This window comes from Pseudovibrio sp. Tun.PSC04-5.I4 (assembly GCF_900104145.1).
In the GTDB taxonomy this organism is placed as follows: domain Bacteria; phylum Pseudomonadota; class Alphaproteobacteria; order Rhizobiales; family Stappiaceae; genus Pseudovibrio.
Genome location: NZ_FNLB01000006.1, coordinates 203,244 through 220,131, shown reverse-complemented (window position 1 = coordinate 220,131; position 16,888 = coordinate 203,244). Strand labels below are relative to the sequence as shown.

16 protein-coding genes and 2 pseudogenes are annotated in these 16,888 nt (G+C 47.5%); 8 read left to right on the top strand and 10 right to left on the bottom strand.

What is annotated here, in order from left to right; translation table 11 throughout:
* Nucleotides 1-38 precede the first annotated feature (38 nt).
* The 5 genes from BLS62_RS06040 to BLS62_RS06025 all read right to left on the bottom strand — a co-directional run bounded on the left by BLS62_RS06040 (nt 39) and on the right by BLS62_RS06025 (nt 4,157).
* Nucleotides 39-1,361 carry a TRAP transporter large permease gene (locus tag BLS62_RS06040; RefSeq protein WP_093178169.1) on the bottom strand — a complete coding sequence of 441 codons (1,323 nt, stop codon included), beginning with the start codon at nt 1,359-1,361 and terminating at the stop codon, nt 39-41.
* 70 nt (nt 1,362-1,431) lie between these two features.
* On the bottom strand, nt 1,432-1,815 hold the full coding sequence (locus BLS62_RS06035) for a TRAP transporter small permease (protein WP_208990704.1): 384 nt from the start codon (nt 1,813-1,815) through the stop codon (nt 1,432-1,434).
* A 192-nt stretch (nt 1,816-2,007) separates the two neighbouring features.
* Nucleotides 2,008-2,217, bottom strand: a complete 210-nt coding sequence (locus tag BLS62_RS31630; protein WP_208990703.1) for a hypothetical protein — start codon at nt 2,215-2,217, stop codon at nt 2,008-2,010.
* Nucleotides 2,218-2,292: 75 nt separating this feature from the next.
* Entirely contained in the window at nt 2,293-3,099 is an 807-nt protein-coding gene (locus BLS62_RS06030) for a C4-dicarboxylate TRAP transporter substrate-binding protein (protein ID WP_208990702.1), read from the bottom strand.
* A 53-nt stretch (nt 3,100-3,152) separates the two neighbouring features.
* The gene (locus tag BLS62_RS06025; protein ID WP_093178166.1) at nt 3,153-4,157 is read right to left on the bottom strand and encodes a LacI family DNA-binding transcriptional regulator; all 1,005 of its coding nucleotides are present in this window, start codon (nt 4,155-4,157) and stop codon (nt 3,153-3,155) included.
* A gap of 351 nt (nt 4,158-4,508) precedes the next feature.
* On the opposite strand from BLS62_RS06025, the gene BLS62_RS06020 reads away from it, so the two are divergent.
* Genes BLS62_RS06020 through BLS62_RS06005 form a run of 4 tightly spaced genes read left to right on the top strand, consistent with a single transcriptional unit; the run spans nt 4,509 to nt 8,421 of the window.
* Nucleotides 4,509-5,699 carry a CaiB/BaiF CoA transferase family protein gene (locus BLS62_RS06020; protein ID WP_093178163.1) on the top strand — a complete coding sequence of 397 codons (1,191 nt, stop codon included), beginning with the start codon at nt 4,509-4,511 and terminating at the stop codon, nt 5,697-5,699.
* Between the two features lie 2 nt (nt 5,700-5,701).
* The gene (locus BLS62_RS06015) at nt 5,702-6,493 is read left to right on the top strand and encodes an enoyl-CoA hydratase/isomerase family protein (RefSeq protein WP_093178160.1); all 792 of its coding nucleotides are present in this window, start codon (nt 5,702-5,704) and stop codon (nt 6,491-6,493) included.
* A 25-nt stretch (nt 6,494-6,518) separates the two neighbouring features.
* Entirely contained in the window at nt 6,519-7,472 is a 954-nt protein-coding gene (locus BLS62_RS06010) for an MBL fold metallo-hydrolase (protein WP_208990701.1), read from the top strand.
* The gene (locus tag BLS62_RS06005) at nt 7,465-8,421 is read left to right on the top strand and encodes a 3-hydroxyacyl-CoA dehydrogenase family protein (protein ID WP_208990700.1); all 957 of its coding nucleotides are present in this window, start codon (nt 7,465-7,467) and stop codon (nt 8,419-8,421) included. Before BLS62_RS06010 ends, BLS62_RS06005 begins: the two co-directional genes overlap by 8 nt.
* A 221-nt stretch (nt 8,422-8,642) precedes the next feature.
* On the opposite strand, the pseudogene BLS62_RS32125 reads toward BLS62_RS06005, so the two are convergent.
* From BLS62_RS32125 to BLS62_RS05975, 5 genes and pseudogenes are all read right to left on the bottom strand, one after another.
* Nucleotides 8,643-9,036: pseudogene (locus tag BLS62_RS32125) on the bottom strand (integrase core domain-containing protein); the annotation flags it as partial.
* A 37-nt stretch (nt 9,037-9,073) separates the two neighbouring features.
* A pseudogene (locus BLS62_RS05990) lies at nt 9,074-10,278 on the bottom strand (IS3 family transposase).
* Between the two features lie 239 nt (nt 10,279-10,517).
* On the bottom strand, nt 10,518-11,285 hold the full coding sequence (locus BLS62_RS05985) for a creatininase family protein (protein WP_093178155.1): 768 nt from the start codon (nt 11,283-11,285) through the stop codon (nt 10,518-10,520).
* 45 nt (nt 11,286-11,330) lie between these two features.
* Entirely contained in the window at nt 11,331-11,720 is a 390-nt protein-coding gene (locus BLS62_RS05980; protein WP_093178153.1) for a RidA family protein, read from the bottom strand.
* A gap of 16 nt (nt 11,721-11,736) precedes the next feature.
* Nucleotides 11,737-12,417 carry a FadR/GntR family transcriptional regulator gene (locus BLS62_RS05975; RefSeq protein ID WP_159436506.1) on the bottom strand — a complete coding sequence of 227 codons (681 nt, stop codon included), beginning with the start codon at nt 12,415-12,417 and terminating at the stop codon, nt 11,737-11,739.
* Between the two features lie 302 nt (nt 12,418-12,719).
* Between BLS62_RS05975 and BLS62_RS05970 the strand changes: the two genes are divergently transcribed.
* The 4 genes from BLS62_RS05970 (at nt 12,720) to BLS62_RS05955 (ending at nt 16,813) form a co-directional block, all read left to right on the top strand.
* The gene (locus BLS62_RS05970) at nt 12,720-13,253 is read left to right on the top strand and encodes a TRAP transporter small permease (RefSeq protein WP_093178148.1); all 534 of its coding nucleotides are present in this window, start codon (nt 12,720-12,722) and stop codon (nt 13,251-13,253) included.
* Nucleotides 13,250-14,449 carry a TRAP transporter large permease gene (locus BLS62_RS05965; RefSeq protein WP_208990699.1) on the top strand — a complete coding sequence of 400 codons (1,200 nt, stop codon included), beginning with the start codon at nt 13,250-13,252 and terminating at the stop codon, nt 14,447-14,449. The genes BLS62_RS05970 and BLS62_RS05965 overlap by 4 nt, the downstream gene beginning before the upstream one ends.
* Before the next feature lie 121 nt (nt 14,450-14,570).
* On the top strand, nt 14,571-15,605 hold the full coding sequence (locus BLS62_RS05960) for a DctP family TRAP transporter solute-binding subunit (RefSeq protein ID WP_093178145.1): 1,035 nt from the start codon (nt 14,571-14,573) through the stop codon (nt 15,603-15,605).
* A 68-nt stretch (nt 15,606-15,673) separates the two neighbouring features.
* A complete protein-coding gene (locus BLS62_RS05955; protein ID WP_093178143.1) occupies nt 15,674-16,813 on the top strand; it encodes a mandelate racemase/muconate lactonizing enzyme family protein in 1,140 nt (379 codons plus the stop codon).
* Nucleotides 16,814-16,888 lie beyond the last annotated feature (75 nt).

The following is a 16,888-nucleotide window of genomic DNA, read 5'->3' as shown; positions in this document are numbered from 1 at the left end:
GGCAGAGAGGACCGATGACATTCCCATTTTTGTACGACCTACATAATACTCGGTAGATACCCGGTAACAGCAGGCACCTGAACCAATAGAATGATCAGGATCAACAACATGATCCAATAGGGTGCCGCCCCCAAGAATATCTGTCCAAGAGTGACTTTGGGGTCGTCGAGAGCTGCTTTCACCGTATAGACACACAGCCCGAGCGGCGGCGTCAAAATACCGGCCTCAATTGCAAGAATTGCGATGATGGCGAACTGAAGAGGTTCGTAACCGGCGGCAATTGCAATCGGCGCGAAAATCGGAATAGACAGCAGAATTATGGAGTTGGAGTCAATGAACATTCCCATGATGAACCAGACACAAACCATCACGACGAGCAGCATTGCAGGAGTTAGACCCCAGCCGCTGATTACGCTGTCCACCAAATCAATGACGCCACCAAAGGCGAGTAACCGACCGTAAAAAGAACCAAAGATCAGCAGAATGAGAAGAGGAGCAGAGATCCGGCCAGTGTGCAAAATTGCTTCCACAATTTCATTCTTCTTCAAGCCCTTGACCATAGCTAAAAGGAAGCCAAGCAGAGCGCCAAATCCGGCTGCTTCAGTTGGCGTAAACCACCCAAACCAGATGCCACCAAGAACGAGGAAAATAACACTGATCGTTCCAAGACCACCAATGTACTCAACGTGGGTGAGTTGTTTATCTTCCTTATTGTTGGTTTCACCGCGTTTGCCCTCGCCCAAGAGCTCCGGTTTAAAAACAGCAAGACCCATCACATAAATGGCAAATAAGGTTGCTAGGGCCAATCCTGGAATGAGCGCTGCTGCAAACAGTTTGCCGATCGACATCTCTGTCAGCATTCCATAGATGATGAGGAGTGTGCTTGGCGGGATGAGCATACCCAGACACGCGCTACCAGCAATACAGCCAAGCGAAACGGAATCGTTGTACCCTTGCTGCTTCATCTCAGGATAAGCTATGCGGGTGAACGTCGCCGCAGAGGCAATACTAACGCCAACAGCCGCCGCAAATACTGTATTGCCAGCAACGGTAGCAACCGCTAACCGACCAGGTAACTTGCGAAAAGCCTTATTCATGACCTGATAGAGGTCTTTTGCTGCGCCGCTTCTGGCGAGAAATTCTCCCATCAGGACAAACAGCGGAATTACTGCGAAAACGTATTCGCGAAGGGCTTCAACTAATGTGGTTGAAAGCAAAGTCATTGCGAGATCAAAGCTTCCGGAGAATGCCCACACGCCGCCAACCGTGACTAAACCAAGTGCCACATAAATATGGAAACCTGCAAAAATTAACAGCAGGAGCCCACCAAACATGCAGCCAACCAATGCCATCTCAGACATGATTAGATTTCCTGTTCTTGTTCTTGAGGGGACGTATCGAGGAGGACATCAACAGCCCGCAGGATGTAATTCAAAAATGCAAAAATGCTGCACGAAACGATGATTGTGCGAACTGGGTAAACCGGGAAGCGAAACTGACCACCACCGTAGTATTCACCAACATCATGTCGCCCCAGGAGGCATAGATCATCATTGCAATCAGAGCTGCACCTGCAAGTTCGGCAAGCAGTTGAAGCGCCTTTTTGATGGAACTCGGCATTAAGTTGACGAACATATCGGTATGAAACATGCCGTTGGTCTGAATAGCGTAGGAGATCTGCAAAAATGCAATAACAACAATAACGTTGCTTACGATTTCTACGGTTCCAGTAAGTGGCGAGTTAAACAATCCGCGCCCAAGGACATCTACAATAATTATACAGGTCACAAACAATATAAGAAGAGCACTTAACATATACACTCCCTTATTAACGGCACTTGCTGTGCTTCTTATAGACATAGAGACCCCCGAACCACCCTAGATCATCTCATCATGGGATAGTATTTAAAAAACAACATGGTCAGAGCAATTTCTTACTTACAAATTACTCTTGCTATACTTCTGGAAAGGAAATTCCCATCCAGAAGTTATTAGCCCCAGTCGGGATTACTTGATTTGGTACTCATATGGCCATTTGTAGCCGAGCTCTTTCAAGTTTTTGATGTAAGTGCGGAAGATCTCAGTACCAGGAGCACCCAGAGCCGTAGCTTCTTCTGCCTGACGGTTTGGATAGTCTGCAAGGCCTTCTGCCCATTTTGCCTGCTCATCAACTGGCAAGTAAATGATGTTGGAACCAGCTGCTTTAAGTGCTTCCAAGCCTTTTGCATCAGCTTCGTTAGCAAGTTCTGAAGAGTAAACTTCATACTCAGCAGAAACTTCAACAAAGATGTCCTATACGTCTTTCGGCAACGTGTTCCATTTATCCAGGTTCACGTTGATGGAGAGAGCAGAAGGAGACCCGAAGTTTGCAACTGTAAAGTTTTTGCCAACTTCCTGAAGTTTAAAGCCGTAGTAAGGTCCAGGGAAAATGACCAGGCCGTCATAAATGCCAGACTTCAGAGCATTGTATGCTTCGCCAAGGTTTGTTGTAACCGGAGCAACGCCAGTACCTTCAAACCACAGAAGGTTCGGCCCGCCAGCACCAACTTTTTTGCCTTTAAGATCTTCGAATTTTTCAAACGGGAAGGTTGTTCCGATACCGTAGTTACCGTTTGCACCAATAGCCAAGAGCTTTTGGTTGTAATTCTTTTCAAAGGACTCTTTCAGCCATGGCACTTGATCAAAAGTTGCGCGAACAGCTTTTGTTGCCATAACCGCATCACCGGTTTGGAAAGGGAAGTAGAACGGGAAGTTTTGAACGAACAATTCAGTGATATGCGGGAAGTTAATAACCCCGATATCGAGCAAGCCCTTTTGAGTTGCACTCAATGTTTCTGGCAGCTTTACGAGCGAGCCAGCATAAGCTTTCGTCCATTTGATTTTGTGCTCAGTACGCTCTTCAACGCGCTTTGCAATCTCAGGAAGAAATTGATTTTCCAAAGCTTCCATATGGGACAAGCCCTTAACTGGATGGCCTGAACCCACACGTAGTGAGAAGGTTTCTGCATTTGCTGCGGAACCAATAAAGGCTCCCCCCACAGCAAGGCTAGCGATGAGGGCTAGTTTGGTAACACGCGATAGATTTTTTTCTGATGACATTGATGTTCTCCCATTATGTCAACATCAGTATTTTTGTTAGTTTCCAGACTGCGTTACAATCTGGAGACGCTAGACCGCTCGATTAATATTGGTGAAGGGTCCGAAATCTTGATTTCTGAGTGATCAAGAGGCTTGCCAGCGCAAACAAGCCTGACAGCTTCTGCCCCCATTGTGTGCAAGGGCATTTTTATCGAAGTCAGTGCTGGACGAATGTACTCAGCAACATCCGTGTCATTGATGGCGATAACTGAAACGTCATCTGGCACTGATTTTCCACTGTCAGCCAGATAAGCCAACACACCAACAGCAGATAGAACGTTCGAAACAACAACCGCAGTCGTTTCCGGAGATGCTTCGAACAGTTGTTTGACAGCTAGATACCCACTGGCGTGGTTTGGATCAGCTGGAATTACGCAGGTCTCATCAGGTTGAATACCCTGCTCTAGCAGAGCCATTTTCCAACCTTCAAGGCGGGCTTCACTAAACTGAAGGCCTCGTTTGGTGGTGATGCACCCAACTTTCTTGTGGCCTCGATTCAGCAAATGTTCCGTTGCCATATAGCCGGCAACCTTGTCATCCATGCTTAGAACTGGGGCCAAGTTTATGTCCCCGGATTGAAGGAAGACCAGAGGAATTTTCCTGGAAACAGCGTGTTCAATAGAGCGGTCAAGTTCGGTTCCGGCTCCTTGAAGCACAAGTCCGTCCACCCCGCCACCGGCGATCAAACTTTCCAGTTGTGTGACACTAGAGCCAATGCTAGCAGCCTCACCGACAAGTAATACTTTACCGTACTCGCTCGCGGCAGACTGCGCGCCGGCAATTATTTCTGCATATACTGGGTTAGCGACATCATGCACAACCAGAGCAAGTAAACCAGACTTTGAGGACCGCAGGGATCGAGCCGCTACATTTGGCTTATACCCAGTTTCCTCAATAATCGCTTCAACTCTCGCACGAGTATCTGCACTTACACGCAGTTTTTCGTCGCCATTCACAATACGCGATACAACACTTGGAGAGACGCCAGCGCGGCGAGAAATATCCGTGATCGTAACCATATCTGGAACTCCCATACACCTCGACAATCGAAGTGCTGTAATTTTGAATTGAACTTGAAATATCATTGGTAAAACGTTTGTTCAAGTGATTCTTTTCATTTTTTTGCTGTTGGTAAAACGATGTACCAAAATAGTATGTAGAACCACTCATGTTGATATTTTTGACTTTACAAACGCGAAAAATCAGCAAACTTATAGGCCACAAGAACAGTACCACCCATCACGGATTAACTGATCTCGACAGTCAAGCCAGTTGTTCCAATCCATGGAAACTTTGCTTCCACAGGTTGGAGTGTTGGTGATGGCATAACTATATTATTGAAATATTCTCAATCATTTCCGGAGAAGAAAATGAGCGCTAAAAACCCGCCTGAGGCCTTATCGGGAATTCGTATTCTGGACTTTACACAGATGATGCTTGGTCCACTTTGCACCCAAAATCTGGCTGATCTTGGCGCAGATGTGATCAAAGTTGAGCGTCCGGGTAAAGGTGAATGGATCCGCTCAATGCCGATCCTTGGTGAGCTGGTTGGTGGCGACGGCGCCGCATTTCATGCCTTCAATAGAAACAAGCGTTCCATTACAGTAAACCTCAAGTCAGAAGAAGGCCGCTTGGCCCTTTTGGAGATGGTTAAAGAATGTGATGTGGTTGTTGAAAACTATCGTTCTGGCGTTATGGATCGTCTTGGCCTTGGCTACGAAGATTTCAAAAAGGCAAACCCGAAGATAATCTACGCTTCCGGCAATGGTTGGGGCACATACAGCTACTTGGCTAAAGACAACTGGCCGGGACAGGATCTACTAATTCAGGCTATGTCCGGCATCATGTTCAACACCGGCAAGAAGAGCGATGCTCCTACAGCATGTGGTACCGCTGTTGCCGATTTTGCAGCTTCTCAGGCGCTCGCGATTGGCATTCTAGGTGCAATCATTGCTCGCAACACCCACGGAATTGGACAGAAGCTGGAGACCAATCTGTATTCAGCAACGCTGGCTATGATGGGTCAGGAAAATTTTGCAGTATTAAACCAAGACATCGCTCTAGAGCGTTCCGAATCAGGTATCGCCTCTGCATGGAATGATGCTCCATATGGCAGCTACCCTTCCAAAGACGGTTGGGTTTGCATTGCAATGTGCCCACTGGACAAACTTGGCGGAATCTTGGGCAGCGATGAACTCGGAAAACTCGATTCCTGGGTAGATCGCAATGAAGCTAAACGGCTCATTGAGACACTGACGCCTAATAAGACGACCGAGGAATGGATGGTACTGTTCCGGGAAAATGATGTTTGGGCAGCACCCATCCGTAACTCAGCAGAAGCTATGCAAGAACTGATAGATCTAGATTCCAGCCGCCTCGTGACAATGCAACATACGATTGCAGGTGAAGTAAAGGCTGTTGCAAACCCAATCACGTTGAGCGGCACACCGGTAACCACAAAATCTGCTGCACCCACCGTTGGTCAACATACCGAAGAAGTTCTCACAGAAATGCTCGGCAAATCTGGCTACGAAAAACTTCGTAATGCAGGAGCACTCTGATTATGGAAACGCGCCTACATCCCAAACTGGTTCTGGAACAAAAAGGTCCTATCGAAATTCTTCGCATTGACCGTGAAGAAGCATTGGGCGCTCTGAACTTCGAAATTCAGGAAGCAATTGGCAATTACATTAATGAGCTCTATGCCCGCAAGGAAGAGGTTCGCGTTCTCATCATAACCGGAACGGGACGTGGCTTCGTTGCTGGTGCAGACATTACTGGTTATCACGAGGTTGGGCAGACAGTTTTTGACAATTTCCAGAGACGTTCTCGCGAAACCTTCGATGCGATTGCTAACCTGCCACAGATCACAATATGTGCCGTGAATGGTTATGCACTTGGCGGTGGTTTCGAGATTGCCATGTGCTGTGACTTCATTCTGGTAAACGAAAAAACCAAACTTGGCTTGCCAGAGATTAAACTCGGCCTTCTCCCCGGTGGTGGTGGCACACAACGCTTACCTCGCCTTGTTGGTCCAATGCGCGCAAAGGAAATACTCCTTACAGGTCGCATGATCACTGCAAAACAAGCCGTTGAATATGGTGCAGCTCTGGAAGCCTGTGCACCCGACGAGTTGATGCCGAAAGCGTTGGAACTTGCCGAGACGCTTGCCGCGCAGGCTCCGGTAGCCCTTCGCGAAGGTAAGCGCATCAATGACGATGGTTTGGACACCGCGCTTTCCGCTGGCCTCACATTCGAACAGCGCGTTCTGGGTGGGCTCTTCGCAACAGCGGACGGCAAAGAGGGAATCGCAGCATTTATTGAAAAGCGAGACCCTGTTTTCAAGGGCTGCTAATCGTTTTATAACTAAGGAAGAAAAAATGTCAGATAGCGTAATCAGCTACAAATCTGGTCCTTTTGCAACCGTCAGCATGGGCCTTCCGGGCGACCACGAAGGCAAAACAGCCACACGCGTTTTCTTTGTTAAAGGGGCAGACAAACTGGCCCTGATCGACAGCGGCCTGCATGGCGGTTTGCCAGCTTTGAAAAAAGCATTCACCGAACTGGGTTACGAAAAATCTGCTCTGGATTACCTGCTCATCACCCATGAACATATGGACCATGTGGGCAACAACGGTTGGCTGAAGGAAGAAACTGGCTGCAAAATCCTTAGCCACCCTGGCCGTCAGGATCGCATCGCCGACAATATGCTCAATGCAAAAACCATTGTGCATGCATTCCCTGAAGGTGAATGCTTCGATCTCGATCCTGAATACCTTGACTGGATGGGCCCGACAGCTGCTGGTCTGGACATGATTATCACCGAAGGCGACATGATCGATCTTGGCGGTGGTGTTGTCATCGAAACAGTCGAGTTCTTTGGTCACTCCATGGCGGAAATCGGCTTCTTTGAACATTCCACAAAGACACTGATGATTGCAGACGTACTGCTGCCAAAGATCAACCCTGTTCTTTACCTTTACGAGTGCCCAAAAACTATGCGGGCAACATTTGATAAGCTAGAGCGCTTTCTCAAAGAACGTAATGTTGAAACTGTCCTCTTCGCTCACGAAGAGCCAATGGGTGTTGAAGACACAGTTGAGCTGTTGAACGACTGCCGTCGTCGCGTGGATAAAGTTGAAAAATCCATTCTTGATACGATCAAGCAAAAACCAGGGGCAACCTTCACTGAGATCCGTGATCGGACCTGTAATGATCAGAGCATGGTACGTGAATGGCGCGCTCTTGTATCAGTAAACGCCAGCCTAAATGCCTTCGAGTTGAAGGGTGTCGTCAAAAAAGAAAACAACGGTTGGGTTTACTGTGGTGAATAATTTGCCAAAATGCGCCATCATTGGCGCTGGCACAATGGGAACGCACATCGCGTTCTCATTGGCTCTCGGTGGTGCAGAAGTTTGCGTTTGGGATCGCCCGGAAGCTGATCTTGAAGATTCTGCAAAACGTGCTGAGCAGGCATTTGACTTTGTTGTTGAGCAAGGTCTTGCGAAAGCTGAAGATAAAAACACCGTTTTGGGTCGCATGTCATACACCCATGACATGAAGGAAGCAGCAGCACCTGCAGGTTTCATCATCGAAGCTGTCCTCGAAGACCTAGGCATCAAACAGGCAATCTTAAAACAAGCTGAAGAATATTGCTCTGACGAGGCCATATTATCCTCCACTACATCAGCATTGAGCTCAACCGCTATACAGGCTGCGCTCAAAAAGCCAGGTCGCTTCTGCATTGCCCACTATGCACAGCCTGCTTACCTCGTGAAACTGGTTGAAGTTGTTCCTGGTGAGCAGACCGATGAAGCAGTTACTGCAGCTGTTACCAAACTGCTCAACGATACTGACAAGACACCAGTTCTTTGCCCGGATATTCCTGGCTTCCTATGGGCGCGCATTCAACACGCTGTTTTGCGGGAATTTGTAAGCCTTGTTGATCGTGGCCTAGTTTCTCCAGAAGCATGCGACACGATCTTGAAGCAGGGATATGCATGCCGGCTGCCCGCTATGGGTGCTTTTGAACACGCCGATCTTGCAGGTCTCGACCTAATGAACGGCGATGCTGCCAAAGCGGTTTGGGCTGATCTTTATAATGTGAACGACCCTGCCGAGACCTCCGTCGGTAAGTTGTTTGCAGAAGGTCATACCGGCATGCGATCCGGGCAAGGTTTCTACAATTGGAAAGAACGGAACCCAGATCAATTCAAACGCGACCGTGATGCGGAAATCGTACGTCGTGTAAAAATCATGGCCGGCGCGAAAGTGGAGTTCTAGAACAAAAAATAGCAACGGAAGAACCGGTGGTGCAACCTATGCTTCATCGGTTCACTTATACCTGGCCTTTGAAAACTCTAGGCAATTGTACCGTCATCTCAAAAAATAATGTAGCATCAAGTAGCCTTCACTATTTCAAAAATCACACCTGACTTGAAATTAGTGATTTTCTCAACGGTCATAAGGTAACCCCCCATTATTGGAGGAGTTTTGACGTAGAATTATGCTGCCAGATTCAGTTCAGTTGCGAGTGTAATGTCATCCATGGCCATGTTGGGTCGCTCAAAGTTGTGAGTCCAGAGCCAATTGGTTGCTTGTAACTGGACTTGATCAATCGTTTCAAAGCAATTCTGATCCAGCCATTCTTGCCGAACAGTCCTGTTATAGCGCTCGATATATGCGTTCTGAGTTGGTTTGCCTGGTTAAATATGCAAGATCTTAATGCCGAGGTTTCAAGCCCAGGACAGCAAGGTTTCGCTGATGTTTTCAGGGCCATTATCAACACGGAACGTCTCTGACATCTCGCGCCATTCTATCACCTGTTTCAAAGTGCACACGACCGCAGTGCCGGGAGTGAAAAACCACTTCAATAGCCAACCCCTCCCGGTTGAAGTCAGAGGTGGTCCCGTTTGGTTGGACAGTTGAGCGTCGTTTATAAGTGGATCCGCTCCGATTGCGCAGCAGCTTGAGTTATGTGCAGCGGGTGGTTGCAGTAGGCCTGATCCGGGGTATTCCAGTCAAGCGATGAATGTGGGCGCTTCTGGTTACAAAAGGTGATATACTGGCGAATGGATTTTCTGGCCTCTGGCACACTGACGTAGGCCTTTAGGTAGACCTCCTCATATTTGATGGTGCGCCAGAACGTTTCGATAAAAACATTGTCACGCTAGGCTCCTTTGCCGTCCATGGAAATCTTGATCTCTTCGCGCTTGAGCACATCGGTGAAGTCTATGCTGGTCCACAGGGAGCCCTGATCGGAGTTGAAAATCTCTGGCTTGCCGTGTTTTGAGAGCCCCTCTTCCAGAGCTTCGATGCAGAAAGTTGCCTCCATGGTAATCGACAATCGCCAGCTCAGAACTTTACGCGAGTACCAGTCAATGATGGCAACCAGATAGGTAAAGCCCTTCGCCATGGGAATATAGGAAATATCGATGGCCCAGACCTGATTGGGTCTTAAAACCTCTACATCACGCAGCAGATATGGGTAAATCTTGTGACCCCGTGCGGGTTTGAAAGTGTTTGGTCGGCGATAGATTGCCTCAATACCCATCCTCTTCATCAAGGATCTCATGGCGCACCGACCGATAGGAAAGCCCTCTGCCTTCAATAGCTGTTGCAGCATACCGTTACCCGCAAACGGATACTCCAGATGAAGTTCATCCAGCAGGCGCATGATGGCAAGCGTTTCCAGTGAGGCCGGACGGGGCCGGTAGCATACACTGCTTCTAGATAAGCTCAGGACTTTAGCCTGACGGGATAGTGGAAGGTCATGTTTGCAGACAATCATCTTCTGGCGCTCAGTAGTCCCGTTTTGGTGAGCACCTTCTTACGAGCTTACGCGGCCCCACTGGGGCCAAAGTCCCTTCGAAGTCCGAAAAAATCGTTCTCCAATGCCAACTCACCAATTTTGGCATGCAGCCGTTCGATGTCGACTTCAGGCTCCTACCTAGCTTGTTTATCAGTCCCAAACACATCTGGCATCGCCGCAAGGGCCTGCTCTTTCCATTGCTTGATCTGGTTAGCGTGCACATCAAAGTCCTGAGCTAATTCACTCAAGGTCTTCTCTCCGCGAATAGCAGCAAGCGCCACTTTCGCTTTAAAATCCAGGCTATAAGACCAGTGGGGACGTCTGCTCATGCCGGTCTCCTGTTCTTGGCTTATGCCAGTTTCAGGAGTTAAATCCACTTTTACAACCTGTCCAAAAAACTTGAGCCAGCTCTGCGTCAGATACAGTTCAAAATGAAGGCAGCAGTTGATGTACAATACCAAGTTACGTCGAATTTAAAGTACGACTATCATCTTAAAAAGAGAGTAGTCGCTCTCCAATAGTATTCGACAGCACCAAATTCATACATTTAAGCTACGTTATTCATACCTCAGGATAATTCCTTCATGTCCTTCACAATTTCAGAAAGGTTTGCCATGACAGCATCAGTGATTAACTGGCCTTTTTCTGCACTTGCTGTTGTTGGATTTCCCACAACACCGCTTCCACCTGAGATCCGCTTCATTGACCGTATATAGTCGACCGAATTTCCGCCTACCAAGCCTGCGTCATAACGTTCACCAACCTCAACAAACTGTAACCCATGCGGCATACGCTCAAGTTTCACTTTGTTAGGTTGCGCCAAGAGCATTACAGAGGTTTCAAATTCGCATGCATGCCCTGTTCCTAGTTTCCCTGTGTCCGAAATGGAAGCCAATTGCTCAGAGGCAGCGCGCCACCAAGCTGTAAACATAATACGGGCATTCCTGCCGTGTTGCGCACCCAATTTTTCTGCAATTACTTTCCCAATAGCGTTATTTCCACCATGGGAGTTGAGAATAAGAATGTTTCTGAAACCATGGTGAAGAACGGATTCGAGAATACCGAGTACGTAATTCATGAAAGCTTCGTGAGTAACAGTAAGAGACCCGGCAAAATCCATATGATGCTCGGAGCACCCAACTTTGACAGACGGCAGAGTTAGGACTTCATCGCCCAGACATTTATTGAGTTCACCTAAAAAGAATTCACCAATATCCGCATCCACTGATAGCGGCAAATGGGGGCCATGTTGTTCAATTGCTGCAACATTCAAAACAACCGGCGTTTCGCGATCAATCTTGCCTAGATCTTCGGTAGTCAGATCTTCCCAAATCATGGCATTCTCCCAATTAAATCAAGTCAGCATACAAACCGCGAAGGTCTAGTGATGCACCGCCCACATCTCAATTTCGACTTTGAATGTAGAGAGTAATCCCGCTTGTACAGCGGTTCTCACAGGCCGAGGTTCCGGCATATACTCTTGATAAACAACGTTAAATCGTTCCCACTCGTCCAAGTTTGTCAAGAATACGTTGACTTTGAAGACATCGCCAAGATCACAGTCGACTGTTTGAAGTTGTTTCAGGCAATTGTCGAGTGTGACGCGTGTTTGCTCTTCAATTGTTTCACCTACAACGTTGCCTTCATCATCAAGAGGCGCTTGACCTGAAATCAGAGCAATTTTATCTGCCTTGACGATTAAGACTGGTGAGTATGGACCAGCTGTCGCATGTTGGCTGGCTTGCGGGGGAAGATGTTTTCCGATTTCCATGTGAATTTACCTCCACTTATGTGTTGACGCTCAATATCATTTTGTCGAGAAACTCACGGCTTGCTGCCTCAGCTTTCTCAGGATCATTTTGTTCTACAGGCTCAGCAATGGTCTCTAAAGAACGGACCATGTTGTTCCTGATGACCAGACTTACGCGAGTTTTGGGCCGATCACCGCCAAAGCGGACGTCCTCACGTGCCTTAATGATCAAATCGAAAATATGTAGGAGAAAGCCATTTTCAGTGATCTCATAAAGAAGACGAAAGAATTGATAGACGCCTTCTTTGTAGTCGAGCCAATCTTCAGGATTAGAAACACGCTCTAATCGTTTACGCAGCTCCTGCTTATGTTCCGAGGTGGCATAACGTGCAGCAGTGGCAATAACCCAGGGTTCAAATGCAGCTCTGGCTTCAACGTGTTCTGCCAAGTTACCCCTAGTAATATCTACTCCGTGATCAAACGTTTCGACAGCACTATCAAGGCGATCAGAAACGAAAGTGCCGCTTCCGATCTTTCGAAAAATCAAACCTTTTTCTTCAAGGTTCTGCAGCACACGTTGTACCGCGCCTCGACTGACACCAAACTGATCCGCAAATGCACGCTCTGTTGGCAGGCGTTGCCCTGGATTAAGGTCGCCGTTTCTCAACGCATTCAGCAAGTGAGTATGAAGATCTGTCGAGTGTGCGTCCTGTTTCATAACTCTCGTATTTCCCCAAATGAACAAAGCTTTATGAGGTCCGAATATACCCGACTCTCTTTGGTACATCATTTTGATCGCAATGGAATGAATAATCAACCAAAATAGAACCAATTCAATCCAATATCCGATATATCACCACAAATTTGCAGCGTACAGACGTTATAGTACGTAAATCATTTTCGTTGACTTATAGATATTTCAGTCCAATATAGATCCAATAAGGTCCAATTATGACGCGAATCTAGCTCGTGATTGGTCCAACAGAGACGTTATGCGCGTTTCATTGGTGGGAGATTTTTATGCGCAGCTTTTGTGGGCAAGCCTCTCGGATTATCGACACTGTACTGAACAAGATTGTAATCGCGATGTTCGCCGTTTTACTCTTGGATGTGTGGTTCGCAGTCCTAGATCGTTACATCTTCAAGTGGCAGGTCATCTGGGTGGAAGAAGCAGCGCGCTACCTAATGGTGTGGACCATGCTATTAGCAATTGCGACGGCTATGTACCGGAGACAACACGTCTTCATCTCGTTTATCTACGAAAAAGTACCAGAAAAGCAGCGCTTGGTACTTGCTGCATTCATTGACCTTGTGAGCATCGCCGTCTTTTTTAGTATTGCTCTTCTGTCTATCAGTTTTGCTGTTAAGGCCCTCGGTACACGTACCTCAATATATGGAATGCCTCTGACTGTCCCTCATGCTGCGGTCGGCGTATCCTTCTTCTTCACCGCAGTTCAGCTTTCTCTCGTGTTTATCCGTGATTTCGGCAAACTTCCCGTTCAACTGTTTGAAGTGGATGTTTCCGACGGTGCAAATCAGGAGATAGACCAGTGATTGTTGCGTTATTATTTGTTGTTAGCTTGCTGATTGGGTTGCCAATTGGGGTCGCAATTGGCGTTGCTACCTTTGCCGGTTATATCGCTCTCGGTGGTGGGATCGTTGATAATAACTTCCTCGTCATGATCCCAAGTAAAATTTTCTCGGCCCTAAACAGTTTTGCTTTTTTGGCCATGCCGTTCTTTATTTTGGCCGGCGAAATCATGAATAAAACCGGTATTACTGATCGGATTCTTCTGTTTGCCAAGGCGCTTGTTGGGCATTGGCGTGGAGGTTTGGCACATACAAACATGCTCGCCTCATTGTTGTTTGCTGGTGTCTCGGGATCAGCGACAGCGGATGCTGCTGCATTTGGCAGAACCCTTGTTCCTGCGATGGTACGCAATGGTTATACTCGGTCCTATGCCTGTGCAGTTACTGCAGCTGGCTCAATCGTAGGGCCAACTGTACCTCCCTCTAGTTTAATGGTGCTCTACGGTTCCATTATGGGGGTTTCTATTGCGGGTTTGTTTGCCTCAGGGATCCTACCTGGTATTGTTATTACGCTGCTGTGCATGGCAATGATAACTCTCACAGGCAAAGCCAAAAACCTTCCCCGCGAAGATGTCCTCCTTAGCCGGCGCATTGTTTGGGCTGCTTTCAAAAAAGCGTTTCTGGCGCTCCTGATGCCCGGTATCATTCTTGGTGGAATATTGGGCGGTATTGTTACACCCACAGAAGCCGCCGCTATCGCTGTTGGGTATGCTCTTTTTATCGGCATGTTCGTTTACAAAAATCTAAAGCTTTCAGATCTACCGGAGATTTTGGCGAGAACTGCTCGCATCAACGGCGTCGTGTTTCTTATCGTAGCGATTGCATCAGCGCTTGGCTGGTGGCTTGGGTTTGAGCGTATTCCACAAGATCTCTCCAAAGGCTTACTTGCCCTAAGCGAGAACAAAGACCTCATTTTGTTGATGTTGATTGGCATCCTGCTTGTCTTCGGGATGGTCATGGATATCGCCGCCGTGCTCATCATCATGGGTCCTGTCCTACTGCCAATAATGGCTCAGATTGGCCTGAACCCCATTCATGGCGGCATTATCATCGTCCTTGCTCTGAATATCTCTCTTATGACCCCACCAATTGGTGCATGCCTCTTCGTACTTTCGTCTGTGACCGGCGAAAGGATTGGCGGGATCATGAAAGATCTCTAGCCCTTCCTTCTGCTGGAAGTTGCCATACTACTGGGTTTTGCGTTCTTACCGGATGTAGCCCTCTTCATTCCGAGACTGCTCGGCTTTTAAAAATCTCTGGACATAATTGGGAGTTAATACCATGGGATCTCTAAAAACATTGCTTGCAACCGTTTGCATGACGGCTCTTTTGGGAGGAGCTGCACACGCTGAACTGATGCGTATCGGCCATGATGCACCACCGGAAGCAAAGGGAAATGTGACACATGCCTATTCAGCAGTATTGGGTGCGGCTGTTGAAGCTGCAACCAATGGTGATATTGATGTAGAAATTTATCCAAACAACCAATTAGGCAGCAGTGAAGAGCGTCTACAACAGGTTCGAGCCGGAATCATTCAAGGCACGATCGCATCTCTTGGCTCATTAACACCAGTTTATCCAGATTTGGATATTTTGAATTTGCCTTTTGCGTTCGACAATATGGCATCAGTTTACAAGGTGTATGAAGGTGAGTTTGGTACAAAGCTGGCAAAGGCCATTGAAGCAAAGCTTAGCGATGTTGTTGTCTTGGGTATCGCCGATCCAGGCGGTTTCTTTGCACTCACCAATTCAAAGAAGCCAGTTAAAACGCTTGAAGATTTTAAAGGCTTGCGCATTCGGACGATGACCGTGCCTGCCCACCAACGCCTCATTCAAGCTTTGGGTGCAGAGGCTTATCCTCTTGCTTGGAGTGAAGTTTACACCGGTCTTCAGACAGGTGTAATCGACGGTCAGATGAATCCAGTTCCTACCGTATACCGCACAAAACTCTACGAAGTGCAGACAGCGACAAGCCTGATCAAGCACCTCTATAACCCGATGTTCTTCCTCGTGAATAGGCAGTTTTTTGAAGGTCTGTCCCCTGAACAACAGGACATCCTGCGAGTTTCCAGCATGGAAGCGGTTGTTGCAACACGAGGACTGGGTCGTATTTCTGAAGCCGAAGACACCATTGATCTCAAAGAGAAAATGGAAGTCAACACTCCATCCAAGGATGAGCTTGCAAGAATGCGCGAAGTTGCAGTACGCGAGATGGACAAGTACTTTGATGAAACTCTGACTGACAGCGGGAAAACTCTGCTGACAGAGTTTAAATCTGCGATCAATAAAGCAAATGCCTCCGTTTATCTGAAGTAGACACCAAATAGCATTCTTGGTCGGAGATTCAACTCCGACCATTTTCTCCTGTCACTATCGGTAGCCCCATGACAAAGCACACAATCAAGAAATTCGAATTCACTGAAGTCATCGTTCGTGCAAATCCCGGCGTTATCAATTCCGCCACACTGAATAAGCCGTTGCATATGCTTCCTGTGGGCGCAAAAGGAACATGGTCAACTCAGTTTGATGAATTACCAAAACTCATTGTACGCATGACACTATCTGACGGAACTGTTGGCTTTGGTGAGTTTATGAGGGATCATAACACCACGTTGGTAAAGGACATCGCAGACAGTCTTCTGGGCATCGCCATCGAAGATTTGAGTCTCCAGCAACTGCCAATTCTGCTCTCTCGAGAATACGACGGGTTTGAATGCGCAATTTGGGATGCTGCTGCGAAGCTACAAGGCCTCCCTCTTCACAAGCTGCTTGGTGGAGCGCTTCAAGAAAAAGTAAAGGTTACGGCTTGGTCCAGCCACAGAACTTTGGATGAAGTGGGCCCATGGGTGCGTCAATATCAGGATCTGGGATTTGAAACGATCAAATTCAAAGCAGACCTAGAAGATGATGTCGTTGGCATGTGTGAAAAAATTGCTGAATACGCGCCGAACATGAAAGTGATTTTCGATCCGAACCAGCGTTTTGAAAACCTAGGAGAGACAAAGAAGATCGTACGAGGCCTTGAGAAGGTCGGAAACGTTATGATTTTGGAAGATCCAATGCCGATTTGGATGCTTCAGGACTACAAAGCTCTTCGCGAATTCACAGACATCCGCATTATCAGGCATATCTCATTGCCCTACATATGGCAGGGACAACGTCAACACGACATTATTAATGCCTTGGTTCACCAAGCTGTTGATGGCTTTAACTTTAATGGAGGTCTCGCTGCCTTCCATCGCCTGGCACAGGTTGCGCACTGCGCAAACGTCTACTTTTGGCATGGTTCTGAAGTGGATCTGGGAATTCTGGAGGCCATGTACGTACATCAGGCAGCCGCAACACAAAACTGCATTTGGCCAAGTGATATATTCGGCCGCTACATACGCTCTCACGACCTCCTTAAAACGCCACTGAAGATTGAACCTCCTTTTGTTCATATTCCGCAAGGACCAGGCTTGGGAATTGAACTTGATGAAGATGCGATTAGCCAGTTCAAGAAAACTGAGTTTATCGTGGAGTAATTCATCCAGAGAATGCAAAACAGCGGCGCCGGAAAATTTCGTATCGGCGTCGCATTTTCTAAAAACCATAACATC